This is a genomic window from Variovorax sp. Sphag1AA, assembly GCF_014192575.1.
GTDB lineage: Bacteria > Pseudomonadota > Gammaproteobacteria > Burkholderiales > Burkholderiaceae_C > Variovorax.
Genome location: NZ_JACHYC010000003.1, coordinates 830,908 through 843,461, shown reverse-complemented (window position 1 = coordinate 843,461; position 12,554 = coordinate 830,908). Strand labels below are relative to the sequence as shown.

Sequence of the window (12,554 nt, the reverse complement as noted above, 5' to 3'; positions counted from 1 at the left end):
TCTCAGGCAAGAGAAGATGGGCGGCTGGCGACGACGTCGTACCAGCGGCGGATGGCCGTATGGGTCGCTGGCAGCGGCTTGCCGATGGCCGTCGCGAAGTCGACCGTGGCAAACGCGGTGATGTCCGCGACGGTGAACGTGTCGCCCACGACAAAGGGGGACGCCTGTAGATGCTCCTCCAAGTCGTCGTAGAAGTTATCGATGCGCTTCAGACTGCGGTCTGCCAGTGCCGGAATCTGGTCGTACGCGTGCGGTCCCGGCAAGGCGCGACCCACGAGGCCCGGTGCGCGATTGCGAGCGGCCTCCATGGCCGGAGTAAAGCCATTCAGGTCCATGCGCCGCTCCCACATGGCGACCAAGGCAATCTCCTTGGCATCTCGGCCGAGAAGAGCCTTTTCCGGGAAGTGCTCCTCGAGGTAGCGCCAGATCGCCAAGGCCCTTCTCGGCGACGTAGAAGCGAGCGCGACGCGCGTTGGGAGAAACGGAAGAGTGAAAGAGCTTCATTGCGTTGACTTGTCGGTGCCGCGGAGCGGCCGCGTTCAGCCATTGGTGTGGCAGACGCTACAACGAGGCTGCCTCAGGCGGTCACTGAGTCGCCCGGCTCGGCACCCCGCTTCCGATCGGTCCTTGAAATTTGCGATCGCCCAGGCGATGGCGCTCAGGGATGCGATAGTCACGGCGCCAAGGTCGACTGCAGCGCCGAGACCCCAATGGGCCGCGGCAAGGCCAAGAAGCAACGCTGCCGATCCCATGGCTAGATAGGCCACGAGCAATGCCGCCGAGACGATACCGCCCCGATGCTTGGAGGAACTGGCTGTCGCGAGGGTTACGAGGCCGCCAGAGACTTGGAAACTGTAACCAGCGCCGGATGCGGCTGCCGCGGCGAACATGATCGGAACGGAACGCAGGGCGATTGCGACGGCCAGCAGCGTCATGCCAACGAGGGACCCGAGCGCGCCGCGATTCAGGAGCGTCTGCGGCTCGGTACCACGCGCGAGTACGCCGGCGAGGCCCAACGCGATCGGGAACAGTGTCAGAAGCGCCGCGTTCACCAGCGCATTGGGGGAGCCAATGAGATCGTGCGCAATATGGCCGCCGAGCGACAACAGAAGCGCGCCATTTGTGTAGGCGGTGGTCAGGCTAGCGGTCGCGATGAGGAAGGGGCGGCGCCCAGCGGGCGGGACGACGGGCAAGCTCGGGCGCCAGTGCGACCACGCGATCGGAACGCGTGGCCGCGGTACCCGTCGCACGGCCGCAAGCAGGCCTACGAGCAGCACTGCCAATACAACGAAGCTCAGTCTCGTAGGGTACGGCGCGTATTCGATCAGGGCGCCGCTTAGAAGTAGCGCCGCCGCCATCCCGATCGATTGGGCCGCTGTGGCCGTCAGCGAGGCGACGTCCGCCCGTCCTGGCGGGCTGAAGTCCACCAGTGCGGCGGTTGACGGGCCGGCAGACAGTCCGACGCCGACGCCCATGAGCGCGCGACCCACGAATAGCGCGGCGAGATTCGTTGCGGCGGCGAAGAGTGTGATGCCGCCAAGCGAGAAGCTCACCCCGAGCAACATCGCGGCTCGACGCCCGACAATGTCAGAGAGATTGCCGAACAGCAATAGCGTGCTCACAACCGCGATGGGATAGACGGCGAAGATAGCCATCGTCGCAATCGTCGATAGGTGCCATTGCTCCTCGTAGAGCCTGTAAGCGAGCGCAGGCGCCGCACTCGTCCACAGCGTGTGGCTCACGACCGCCGCCGAGACCCAGAAGGCGATCTGGCGGAGGCGTTCGGCTTGCAGCGCAGTGTTGGTGGGGCCAGGCGACGTTGGAGACATGACGATTCCGTTTCAGAGGACAGAGGTAGGCAGGGGCGACCGACTTTGGGGTCTCGGAGGACTTGGCATGCACTTCGGCCAAGCCTGACTTCGATGGAGGGAATCTAGAGATTGACCGTCGTTTAGAACAATACTTTCTAGGCCCGGCAGCCATGCTTGCGCGGAATGTTCGGGTAAGGGACTCTGGCGGTCACGTGTGGTCAGTTCGTGGTCGCGCGATGTACTGAGGAGAGCGACCGCCACGTGCCTTCAAGGCTTTCAGCGCAGTAAGCAGGAACAGCGGGTCGAACGGCTGTCGGTAGTCCGAATCCACGGCCCCAAGCACTACGGTGCCATCGCGGTCAAGAACATAAGTTGCCGGCAGCGGCACCAGCCACTCGCCAGCCTCGCGCGGCGCTGGTGGCGAATAGCCGAGGTTGACGTATCGTTTGCGCAAGCCCTTGGGCAGGGTGAACGCAAGTCCGAACTGACGGATCACACGCATTTCGACGTCCTGGAGTTCGCGCACTGGCAGACCTTCTATGTGAGCGTGCCCCACGCGGACCGGAGTGATGGCGACAGCGCTCGCGCCAAGCGCAACAACTTGGCGATGGGTCGCAGCGAAGTCTTTCAGACTCTGCTCCGAGAACGAGCACCATGCCCCACGAATGAAGTGCAAGACGACCGGGCCCATTCGCAGCAGGTCTCCAAGCGCGACCTGCGCGCCGGTTTCGTCGGCGAGCGTGAAAAGCGGCGCCTTCGTGCCGGCGCGCAACGCGCCCGAGGCTGCCTCGGTTGCGACCGCAATCGCGAGTTCGGCGTCGGCCTCGGATGGGGCGCTGGGGTCGCGCGTCGTCGTGTCGGGTGCAGCCACGAATGTCCCTTCGTCCTGATGACGCGTTTGAATCTATCGACTGGCGTGCCTCACCGGAACATGCAAAATCGCATGGCGCTCATTCCGCCGGAGAATCACGATGGACCGCTTATCGGCGATCGAAATCTTCATTCGCGTTTTTGAGACGGGCTCGTTCTCGACGGCGGCCCGTCATTACGAAATCGGGCAGCCGGCCGTCTCGAAGGCGATCGCACAACTCGAGGAGTGGATTGGCGTGAAGCTCTTCCTGCGTTCCACGCGAGGACTCACGCCGACGGAGGCCGGCGCAAGCTTCTACTCACGAGCCAAACGTGCGATCGAGGAGACGGACGAAGCAGTACTGGCAGCGCGCGGCACGGCAGCTGGCCTGTCCGGCAAATTGCGTGTCTCAGCGGCTGTGTGTTTCGCTCGGCTGCACATCGTTCCGCGCATGCCGGAGTTCCTCGATGCGCACCCGGATCTCGAGGTCGACCTGGTGCTCGACGATCGCGCAATCGATCTTGTCGAGGAAGGCATTGATCTCGCGCTGCGCATGGGCCCGCTCGCGGATTCAAACATGACCGCGCGAAAGATCTCCGAGGGACGTCGCCTGGTGCTTGCAACGCCGAAATACTTCGAACTCCACGGTATCCCTCGCACTCCTGCCGACCTGATGTCGCACCAGGTGCTCATCTATACGCGGGATAGCGGCGGCGGCGAGGAATTCACGTTCCGCAAGGACACGGCCGAAGTTTCGGTGAAGGTACATGGACGCGTCCGCCTCACCGCCACGGAAGGTTTGCGCGCGGCCGTTTTCGCGCACATGGGGCTGGCCATTGCTTCGGAATGGGCGTTCGGCCCGGAGCTCAAATCGGGTGTCGTCGCACCCGTCATGGAGGACTGGACGCTCCCACGCCTCGGCCTGTCCGCGGTCTATCCGACCGGACGGCTCGCCAGTGCCAAGGCGCGGAATTTTGTGTCGTTCGTGGAGCGCTGGCTCGCTGAGTCGGGTACGGGCGAGCCTGCGTTGGTGATGGAGTAGCTCAGGGCAGGCCCAGGATCCCGCGACTCAATGCAAGTACGACAGCATTCGTACGATCGGCGGCGCCCAGTTTGGAGAGGATCTGCGCGAGGTAGTTCTTCACAGTGCCCTCGCTGAGGAGTAGCTGCTTGCCGATCTCCTTGTTGGCCAGCCCTTGCGACACGAGCCGAAGTACTTGGATCTCGCGCTCGCTGAGATCCCGCTCGTGTGCGTGAGCCGCCATACGGCGACTGACGTCGGAGTCGATCACGCGGTGACCGGCCTTGACGCCGCGGATGGCCGCGACGATGTCGCTGCCCGGCCGACTCTTCAGAATGTAGCCCTTGGCGCCCGCCGCGAGGGCGCGGCGGGCGCCTACATCGCCCGATGACTCTGTGAGGACGACGATCTGCGTCGCCTCGTGAAGGCCACGCGCGGCGGCGATGACGTCGAGGGCCGTGCCGTCAGGCAACCGCATGTCTGTCAGCACGACGTCCGGCCTCAGCTGTTCCAACTGCTGAACGGCCTGTTCGACGCCGGCAGCCTCCCCGACGAGCTCCAGCGATGGGTCTCGCGCCAATAGTGCGGCCACGCCAGTGCGGATCGTTGGATGGTCGTCGACGCACAGGACGCGCACGCGATTGGTGGCCGATTCCATGAGCAGGCTGCCTCGCAGATCGTCGCAGATCCAGGACTAACTCAAGCGGCCTTCGCAGTTTCCCGGTAGAACGGGTAGTCGGTATAGCCAACCTCTGTCCCACCGAAGAACGAATCACGGACATAAGCGTTTAGTGGCCAGCCGTGGCGGAACCGATCGGGCAGGTCGGGGTTCGAAACGAAGTGGCGGCCGAAAGCGACAAGATCCGCGTCGCTGGCCTGAAGAATCGCTTCGGCCGATAGCGCTGTGAAACCACCCGCCGAGATGATCGTGCCCTTGAAGTGCTTGCGCAGCAGCTCGGAAGCTACCGGATTCGGGTCGGCGCTCTCGTCGTCGCTGTTGCCGATGACGCGAGGTTCGATCAGATGCAGGTAGCCGATGTGAAGCTTCGAGAGCTCTTGCACGACGTACGTGAACAGACCTTGCGGGTTGGTATCCGACATGTCGCCGAATGTGCCACTCGGCGCCAGGCGGACCGCCACCCTGTCCGTGCCCCAGATCGAGATCACTGCGGCGGTGACTTCGCGAAGGAAGCGGAATCGATTCTCGAAGGACCCGCCGTATTCGTCGGTACGCTTGTTGCTGCCGTCCTGCAGGAACTGGTCGAACAAATAGCCGTTGGCGGCGTGCAGTTCGACACCGTCAAAGCCGGCATCCTGAGCGCGCTGCGCCGCCGAGCGGAAGCTCTCGACCAGTGCGTGGATTTCGGCCACGGTCAACGCGCGGTTCGGGGTATTGGGCACCCAGCCTGCTTCGGTGTAGGCCACGCCGCCGTGTGCGATCTCGGAGGGTCCGATAGGCGCCTTGCCGCCCGGCTGCAGTTGTGCGTTCGACTGCCGACCGGCGTGGTAGAGCTGCGCAAAGATGACGCCGCCCTTGGCGTGGACCGCATCGGTGACTTTCTTCCAGCCAGCGACCTGGCGATCATCGTGAAGACCGGGCGAGCCGAGGTAGCCGCTGCCGTCGGGTGCAGCAATGGTCGCCTCTGAGATCATGAAGCCGCCGCGGGATGTGCGCTGTGAGTAGTACTCGACCATCAGGTCGCCGGGAATCGCGCCAGCCTCCGCACGCATGCGGGTCAGCGGCGCAAGCACCACGCGGTGCGCGATGGGGAAGGGGCCGACTTGGGTTGGGGACAGGAGCTTGGACATATCTGGAAATCCTTGGATGTGAGGGAGTCGACCGTGGCCGACAGGGAACACTGGCGCGGCTTCGCGCCAGCGCCTGGTTAAGCAAGCGAACGTGGCGACGAGCGTGCGGGCCCGATCAGACCTTCACGACGATCTTTCCGAACTGACCGTTCTGCTCGAGGTAGCGGTGCGCGTCCTTCATCTCGTCGAACTTGAAGGTGCGGTCGATGACTGGCTTGAGCTTTCCGCTCTCGAGACCCTTCAACACGTAGTCGACGGCGGTGTTGCGGCGTGTCTCATCGCCGCTCGTGCCCCAGATGTTGTGAGCCTGAATGGTCGTCATCTTCGAAAGCATGTTGAGCACTGGAATGTCGGTTGCTTCGGGGCTCAGCGCACCGTAGATGAAGGCGATGCCTTGGAAGGAAAGCAGCGAGACCAGTTTCTGGAAAGTCGGTCCCCCGACCGGGTCGAACACGACGCGCACGCCCTTGCCTTCAGTAATGCGCTCGATCTCCTTCACCAGGTCCACTTCTTCCGTGGCAATCACGTGTCCGGCGCCCAGTTCGAGGAGTTGGTCCCGCTTGGCCGAAGTGCGCGTCAGCGCGATCGTGGTGGCGCCTGCGTAGTTGGCGATCTGGACCGCCGCGAGGCCGACGCTGCTGGAGGACGCCGGAATCACGACAAAGTCGCCGGGGCCGACCTTCGCGGTCTCGATCAGTGCGCCATAGGCCGTGACGAACATCATCCACACCGAGGCGGCTTGCTCGTAGTTCAGCGACTTGGGCTGCGGGATGACCGCATAGTCCGGCATCACGATCACCTCGCCGTAGGTCGTGTATTGGTTCATCGAGAACGAGGGCATGACGTTGACCTGGTCACCGACCGCGATGCCTTTGACGTCCTCGCCGACAGCGTCGACAACGCCGGCCGCCTCGTAGCCCAGGCCCGCGGGGAAACTGACGGGCTCGATGTAGTCGTCTACTCGCCACATGGCTTCGGCGCGGTTGATGCCGATCGCCTTGACGCGGATGCGCACTTCGTGGGCCGCGGGCGGCTTCACGGGCGCGTCGACGAATTGAAGGACTTCCGGGCCGCCCGGGGCGGCGAATTGGATGGAGCGTGCCATGATGTTTTTGCTTCAGTTGGAGGGTTGTTGGGCCGGGAACGGCAGGCGTTCCTCCGTGGAGACATCGTTCTGCAGTTCCCATGACAGGAATTGCTCGGCGTGTGCCACGAAGAGCGCCGGGTACTGGTAGAACGAGCCGTGGTTGGCGTCGGGGTACAGGACCAGTTGGGCGTTAGGGAGGGTCTGCTGCATGGTGTACGAGTTCACTGTCGGTGCAATCACGTCGTTGTGGCCTTGCACGATCAGCGTGGGCTGAGCGATGCCCTTGAGGTAGTCCGCGACCCCTTCATGACGTTCGCCGTACTTGCCCAGAGCCGCGATCTGCGCAGGGCCCACCCTTTCGTTCACTTCCGGATCGCGTCCTTCCTGGCGCAGGTGCTTGCGCTTCAGGAAGGCGCGGCCCGCGGCCTGGCTGGCGGGTGATGGCGTGAAGTGCACAGACAGCCACAGGTTCTCGGGCGGATCGTAGGTGGCCCCGAAAATCGCGGCGGCCTCCTCCGTCATCGGCGCAATGCCGACGCCACCGCGCATTCCGGTGCCGACCAGAATCAGGCGGCGCACCAGTTGCGGGGCCTGCACCGCGATCTCCTGCGCCACCATGCCTCCGATGGAGAAACCCAGAACGTCCACCTGCGTGAGGCCGAGCGCGCGGATGAAGGCGATTGCGTTGGCGCCCATCTCGTCGATCGACTCAGGCACTTCGCCGGAGCTGCTCGATATGCCGGCGTTGTTGAACAGGATCACCTCGCGGTGCGCGGCCAGACCGTTGGTGACAGCAGGGTCCCAGTAGTCCATGGTGCCGGTGTAGTGCTGATTGAACACGAGCGGAATGCGACCGGTCCTGCCGAAGCGGCGGTAGGCAAAACGGATGCCACCGGCTTCGACGTATTGCGTAGGTGCGGTCTGATTGTCATGCGTACTCACAATGTGTTTTCCTTCAGGCGACCTGCGCCTCTTCGTACGTGGGGAAATCGCTGTAGTTCTTTTCGTCGCCGCCCCAGAACGCGGCGCGCACGTATGGGGTCAATGGCAGGTTGTGCTGCAGGCGGTACGGCAGGTCGGGGTTGGAAGTGAAGTGGCGGCCGAATGCCACGAGATCCGCGTCACCCTTTTCGATGATTGCCTGCGCACCGTCGCGGTCGAAGCCGCCAGCCGCAATGATCGGGCCCTTGAAATAAGGGCGCAGGTATGACGAGGCGACTGGCGGGTGACCCGCATGGAGCGTGTCGTCTCCCTTGATACGCGGCTCGATCACATGCAGGTAGGCGATCTTGTAGCCGTCGAGCACCTTGGCGACGTAGCTGAAGGTCGCTTCAGGATTGCTGTCCGAGAGGTCGCCCCATTCGCCGGAAGGCGAGATGCGCACGCCGACGCGGTCGGCGCCCCACACCGAGATCAGCGCCTCGACAGCCTCGCGCAGGAACCGCACACGGTTCTCGATCGGGCCACCGTAGGCGTCGGTGCGCTTGTTGCTGCCGTCCTGGATGAACTGGTCGACCAGGTAGCCATTCGCACCATGCAGTTCGACACCGTCGAAGCCCGCATCCTTCGCGCGTTGCGCGGCGACGCGGAATTCCTCGATGATGCCTGGGATCTCCTCAAGCTCGATCGCGCGATGAGGCGAGGCCGGAACGAACCCGTTCTTCGTCAGCGCGACGCCCTCGAACGGGACGACCGAAGGTGCGAGAGGCGCGACACCGCCGGTCATCTCCACGTGACTCTGGCGGCCACCGTGGATCAACTGCATGAACACGCGGCCGCCCTTGGCGTGCACCGCATTGGCGACAGCCTTCCAGCCGGCAACTTGGCCGTCGTGGAAGAAACTCGCGGCGCCGAGGTATGAGCGAGCGGTAATGGAAATGCTCACGCCTTCGACGATCTCGAGGCCGCCTCTAGAGGCACGCTGGCCGTAGAAGTCGGCCATCATCTTGCTCGGGATGTCATCCGGCTGGTTGGTGCGCAGACGCGTCATTGGGGCGAGCACAACGCGATGCGACAGATCGTAGGCACCGACTTTGATGGGTGAGAACAGGTTGGACATTGCGATTCCTTTGCAGTGAACGAATTGATTGCGGTAGGTGAGAACCTGGTGGTGAATCTAGGTATTCCAAAACGACCGCAGAAGACGCTGATTCGGATATGACTCATTCCAGACTGCGGCCAACATCTGTTGATTGCGGCGAGTCGCATGCATCGCGATCCCTCGCGTCATCACATCGTCGCGGCGTAAGTCCGACGAACCAATCCCCGCGTGGCACCTCACCAACCCTCTCTTTCGAGATAGGGTTGCCGGCTTATCCAGGACGTCGCCCAGACGTCGCAAGGGGCTTGGACAGCAGGCGGCGAGCGCGGCTGCCGCCAAGGCGGAGGCTCAGAGCTTGGAGCCTCCGTCGACGTGGATCGTGTCGCCCGTCACCCAGCGCGAGTCGTCCGACGCGAGGAAGGCAATGACAGGCGCAATGTCGGTCGGATGCGCAACGCGCTTGAGACTCTGGATCCCAAGTGCGAACTGCTGGCCGGCATCGGTCTTCGTGAAGGCAGACATATCGGTTGCGACGATGCCGGGCGCGACCGCGTTCACGCGGATGCCGCGAGAGCCCAGAGCCGATGCGAAGTGCTTGACTAGGGTATCGATGGCACCCTTCGTAGCCGCATATGCGTAGATCGTGCCGACCGCTGCGCGCGCTGCGAGCGACGACAGCAGCACGACGCTGCTGCCATCGCCGAGCACCGGCAGGAGTTGCTGGACCAGGAAGAACGGTGCGCGAACGTTGATTGCGAACAGCTTGTCGAAGTCTTCGACCGACAGATCCTCGATCGGTGCGGCGTTCGAGACGCCGGCGTTGGCGACGAGGACGTCGAGCCGATTGCCGACGATCTCGCGAACCTTTGCGGCGAGCACATGCGCCCCGTCGGCAGTGCCGAGATCGGCGCCCACAGCCGTCGCCTTGCCTCCCGCACGGACGATCTCATCGACGACGGCTAGCGCTTCAGCAGCCGCAGAGCTGTAGTGGACGATGACTAGCGCGCCGTCGTTGGCGAGTGCAAGAGCGGTGGCGCGACCGATGCCGCGTGAGGCGCCGGTGACAAGGGCGGCTTTGCCATTAAGTCGGGACATGATGAATCCTTTCAACTGAAGAGGCGCTGCTCGGCTCCATGCCGACGCGCTGGGTCGAAACACTTCGACGGGCCTGGGCTTCCAGTGCCATGAGGTATCTGCCGCGGTTGGCTTGTGCTTCGCCGCTGGCAACTCGATGGAATGAAATCTAGGGACTGACAGCCTGTTTGAGAAAGACTTTGTTGGCCCATGCCCATGCCTCGTAGGCATGTCAAAGGCCCGCCTTAAGGCCCCCGGCTCAGCTGCGACTCGGCCGACCGCTGGCCCCAAGCCAGAAAATCGTCAGCCCGATCGCGCCGACGAGGGCACCGAAAAACATCGCACTGCCCAGGCCCAAGCCGTCGACAACAAGGCCGCCAAGGAACGACCCGAGCGCGATGGAGATCTGGAAGTTGGCGACGAACAGGGCCATCGCGCCTTCGCTCGCGTTCGGTGCGGCACGAACCATCCACATCTGCAGCGCCACGGGCATGGCGCCGTAGGCAATCCCCCATATGGCGAGCATCAGCAGCACGCCGACGTGCGACGCTGCCACGAAGGGCAAGATCGCGACCGGCAGGGCAAAGAACAGCATCGTGGCCGCTAGCGTGTTCTTCACGTTGCGTCCTGCACCAGCGCCGCCAATGAAGTTGCCAAGCATTCCGATTAGCGTGTAGCCCAGGAGGATGGATGAGATAACTTTGCCGTCAAAGCCCGAGGCCTTCGCGAGCAGCGGGGTGATGTACGTATAGGTCGCGAATTGCCCTGATAGCACCAGCAGCATCGCCAGCAGCCCAACGCGCCCATCTCGCGTCAAGGTGATGGCGATCAGGTCGCGGGCCTTCAATCGCTGATCGACTCGCAAGGTGGGGAGGAAGGTGGCCTGGGCGGCCAATGAGAGCAACGAAAGCGCCAGCGACGCGGTGAATGCTGTTCGCCAGCCGAGAACCTCGCCGATCAACGCGCCGGCGGAGCCGCCGACAAGCATGCCGATGGAAACCCCAGCGAAGATCGTCGAAGTGGCCTTCCCAACGGACTCGGCGGAGACCAGGCGTCCTCCAAGGCCGGCTCCGATCGCCCAGAAGCCGCCGAGGCCGATGCCGAAGAGCACCCGGCCCAGCAGCACCGTCGCGAAGTTGGGCGCAATCATGCCGAGGAGGTTCGACAGAACCAACATGAGCCCGAGGCCCAGTAGCACGCGCTTCCGATCAAGGTTGCCGACAGCCATGGTGATGAGCGGAGCCGAGATCGCCGCCAGAATCCCGGGCACCGTGACCATGGTCCCCGCCAGGCCCTCACTCACATGCAGACCCGCGCTGACGAAGCGAAGCAGGCCCACGGGAAGGAATTCGGAGGAGCAAAAGACGCTCGCAGTGAACGCGACGGACAGCACTGCTCGCCACGGTTTGGGAGCTGAAGTGTTGTGCGGGAGGCGCCCCGCAATGCCTGGGGTGAGATCAGTGTTGCTCATGAAGTACTCTGTAATTCAATACCGGTCGGTATAGTACTGGTCGGTATAAAACACTTGACTCTTCGGGGTTTTTTATTCGGATCGGTATAAAATTGAGCGCATGGGAAGGCATAAGGAATTCGACCCCGACGAAGCCCTGGCAAGGGCTGTGGAGCTCTTTTGGGAGAAAGGCTACGAGGGCGTGTCGCTCAGCGAACTGACCGACGCGATGGGAATTACCAAGCCCAGCCTGTACGCCACGTACGGCAACAAAGAAGAACTCTTCCGCAAGGCGCTTGACTACTACGACGAGCATTTCATGGGGTTCATCGGTTCGTCGCTTCGGCAACCGACCGCTCGTCTCGCGATGGAGCATCTGCTGTACGGCTATGTGGATTCGCAGACGCTGCCGGACCATCCATGGGGCTGTCTTGGCGTGCACGGGGCATTGCCGGACGAGGGCGAGGCCTCCATGCATCGGGAGTTGGTAGACCGTCGCGCAGCGGTGCGCGACGCCGTACGTATGCGTCTTGAGGCGGCAATAGAAGATGGCGACCTCGCAGCGGATGCGAATCCTGCCGACCTGGCAATGCTGGCGATGGTCATCGCCCAGGGCACGGCCACGCAGGCGCGCGCGGGAGCGGCGCGCCGGCAGCTTCACCGTGTAGTCGCGCTCGCGTTGCGTTCGTGGCCCTTCGTCGGGCCCTCGAAGCGCTGATAGATTGCCAGGCGCCACTCGCGAGGCTTTGCGGTGCGTGCACATGATCAGGTCGTTCAATCGCGATCGATGGAGGATTACTGACGCAGCAGCGTAGTGACGAACGTTGCATTTCGGTAGTCGCAATAGGTGGCTCGGACGGCATGACTTTTGAGACATGCGGCAGCACGAGTCCACAGGTATCAATCGAGGTCTCGCAGTTCAGGAGATCAAGATGTCCCCATCCTTCATCGCAGCAGTGCTATCACTCGGAGTGATCGCAGCGTCGATGGCACGCGCCGCGGACGGCGCTGCGCTCGCCTCGTCCGCTCAGTGCATTGCCTGCCACGCGGTTGACAGCCGAGTCGTCGGGCCGTCATTCAAGGAGATCGCCGTCAAGTACAAGTCGTCGCCGAATGCCGCCGACAGATTGGCCGCGAGCGTGCGCGAAGGCAGCCAGGGCAAGTGGGGCTCGACCCCGATGCCCCCAAACGCTTCCGTCAACGACGCGGACGCGCGCACGCTGGCCGCCTGGATCTTGTCGCAGTGACGCGGTCTAGGCGGATGGTCAAGTGCCTTCCGGCACGATTGGACCAATGGTCTCCGTGCGCCAAGATCAGGAGCGATGAGGTCCAAGCCCCCGCAACGCCGCATGCGTCGATGCGCCTCGCGCTCCTCTTGCTGCCTTCTTCTGTTCACCAGCGATCGGCGTGA

Annotated in this window: 13 protein-coding genes; 3 read left to right on the top strand and 10 right to left on the bottom strand. The window is 63.4% G+C overall.

Annotated elements, in window-relative coordinates:
- Positions 1-2 precede the first annotated feature (2 nt).
- From FHW64_RS15840 to FHW64_RS15830, 3 genes are all read right to left on the bottom strand, one after another.
- Entirely contained in the window at positions 3-434 is a 432-nt protein-coding gene (locus FHW64_RS15840) for a glutathione S-transferase C-terminal domain-containing protein (RefSeq protein WP_260304388.1), read from the bottom strand.
- Between the two features lie 105 nt (positions 435-539).
- The gene (locus FHW64_RS15835) at positions 540-1,742 is read right to left on the bottom strand and encodes an MFS transporter (RefSeq protein ID WP_184527795.1); all 1,203 of its coding nucleotides are present in this window, start codon (positions 1,740-1,742) and stop codon (positions 540-542) included.
- Between the two features lie 277 nt (positions 1,743-2,019).
- A complete protein-coding gene (locus FHW64_RS15830; RefSeq protein WP_184527793.1) occupies positions 2,020-2,682 on the bottom strand; it encodes a peroxiredoxin-like family protein in 663 nt (220 codons plus the stop codon).
- A gap of 100 nt (positions 2,683-2,782) precedes the next feature.
- Between FHW64_RS15830 and FHW64_RS15825 the strand changes: the two genes are divergently transcribed.
- Positions 2,783-3,703, top strand: a complete 921-nt coding sequence (locus tag FHW64_RS15825) for a LysR family transcriptional regulator (protein WP_184527791.1) — start codon at positions 2,783-2,785, stop codon at positions 3,701-3,703.
- Position 3,704: 1 nt separating this feature from the next.
- Here the strand turns inward: FHW64_RS15825 and FHW64_RS15820 are convergent, their stop codons facing one another.
- From FHW64_RS15820 to FHW64_RS15790, 7 genes are all read right to left on the bottom strand, one after another.
- Entirely contained in the window at positions 3,705-4,340 is a 636-nt protein-coding gene (locus FHW64_RS15820; protein WP_184527789.1) for a response regulator transcription factor, read from the bottom strand.
- A gap of 41 nt (positions 4,341-4,381) precedes the next feature.
- The gene (locus FHW64_RS15815; protein ID WP_184527787.1) at positions 4,382-5,491 is read right to left on the bottom strand and encodes an alkene reductase; all 1,110 of its coding nucleotides are present in this window, start codon (positions 5,489-5,491) and stop codon (positions 4,382-4,384) included.
- 115 nt (positions 5,492-5,606) lie between these two features.
- The gene (locus tag FHW64_RS15810; RefSeq protein ID WP_184527785.1) at positions 5,607-6,596 is read right to left on the bottom strand and encodes a zinc-dependent alcohol dehydrogenase family protein; all 990 of its coding nucleotides are present in this window, start codon (positions 6,594-6,596) and stop codon (positions 5,607-5,609) included.
- A gap of 12 nt (positions 6,597-6,608) precedes the next feature.
- Positions 6,609-7,520 carry an alpha/beta fold hydrolase gene (locus tag FHW64_RS15805; RefSeq protein WP_184527783.1) on the bottom strand — a complete coding sequence of 304 codons (912 nt, stop codon included), beginning with the start codon at positions 7,518-7,520 and terminating at the stop codon, positions 6,609-6,611.
- 13 nt (positions 7,521-7,533) lie between these two features.
- Positions 7,534-8,637 (bottom strand): alkene reductase, encoded by a 1,104-nt coding sequence (locus FHW64_RS15800; protein ID WP_184527781.1) that lies wholly within the window; start codon positions 8,635-8,637, stop codon positions 7,534-7,536.
- Positions 8,638-8,967: 330 nt separating this feature from the next.
- Positions 8,968-9,714: an SDR family NAD(P)-dependent oxidoreductase gene (locus FHW64_RS15795; protein ID WP_184527779.1), complete on the bottom strand. Its 747-nt coding sequence runs from the start codon at positions 9,712-9,714 to the stop codon at positions 8,968-8,970.
- Between the two features lie 238 nt (positions 9,715-9,952).
- Complete coding sequence (locus FHW64_RS15790; protein WP_184527777.1) at positions 9,953-11,164, bottom strand: MFS transporter; 1,212 nt, start codon at positions 11,162-11,164, stop codon at positions 9,953-9,955.
- A gap of 100 nt (positions 11,165-11,264) precedes the next feature.
- On the opposite strand from FHW64_RS15790, the gene FHW64_RS15785 reads away from it, so the two are divergent.
- Both FHW64_RS15785 and FHW64_RS15780 read left to right on the top strand, forming a co-directional pair.
- Positions 11,265-11,861 (top strand): TetR/AcrR family transcriptional regulator, encoded by a 597-nt coding sequence (locus tag FHW64_RS15785; protein WP_184527775.1) that lies wholly within the window; start codon positions 11,265-11,267, stop codon positions 11,859-11,861.
- 214 nt (positions 11,862-12,075) lie between these two features.
- Positions 12,076-12,390, top strand: a complete 315-nt coding sequence (locus tag FHW64_RS15780; protein ID WP_184527773.1) for a c-type cytochrome — start codon at positions 12,076-12,078, stop codon at positions 12,388-12,390.
- Positions 12,391-12,554 lie beyond the last annotated feature (164 nt).

Bases quoted from the DNA above. Each gene is read 5' to 3' on its own strand.
- FHW64_RS15785 (WP_184527775.1), top strand. From the start codon at position 11,265: ATGGGAAGGCATAAGGAATTCGACCCCGACGAAGCCCTGGCAAGGGCT.
- FHW64_RS15780 (WP_184527773.1), top strand. From the start codon at position 12,076: ATGTCCCCATCCTTCATCGCAGCAGTGCTATCACTCGGAGTGATCGCA.
- FHW64_RS15820 (WP_184527789.1), bottom strand. From the start codon at position 4,340: ATGGAATCGGCCACCAATCGCGTGCGCGTCCTGTGCGTCGACGACCAT.
- FHW64_RS15800 (WP_184527781.1), bottom strand. From the start codon at position 8,637: ATGTCCAACCTGTTCTCACCCATCAAAGTCGGTGCCTACGATCTGTCG.
- FHW64_RS15815 (WP_184527787.1), bottom strand. From the start codon at position 5,491: ATGTCCAAGCTCCTGTCCCCAACCCAAGTCGGCCCCTTCCCCATCGCG.
- FHW64_RS15825 (WP_184527791.1), top strand. From the start codon at position 2,783: ATGGACCGCTTATCGGCGATCGAAATCTTCATTCGCGTTTTTGAGACG.
- FHW64_RS15790 (WP_184527777.1), bottom strand. From the start codon at position 11,164: ATGAGCAACACTGATCTCACCCCAGGCATTGCGGGGCGCCTCCCGCAC.
- FHW64_RS15795 (WP_184527779.1), bottom strand. From the start codon at position 9,714: ATGTCCCGACTTAATGGCAAAGCCGCCCTTGTCACCGGCGCCTCACGC.
- FHW64_RS15810 (WP_184527785.1), bottom strand. From the start codon at position 6,596: ATGGCACGCTCCATCCAATTCGCCGCCCCGGGCGGCCCGGAAGTCCTT.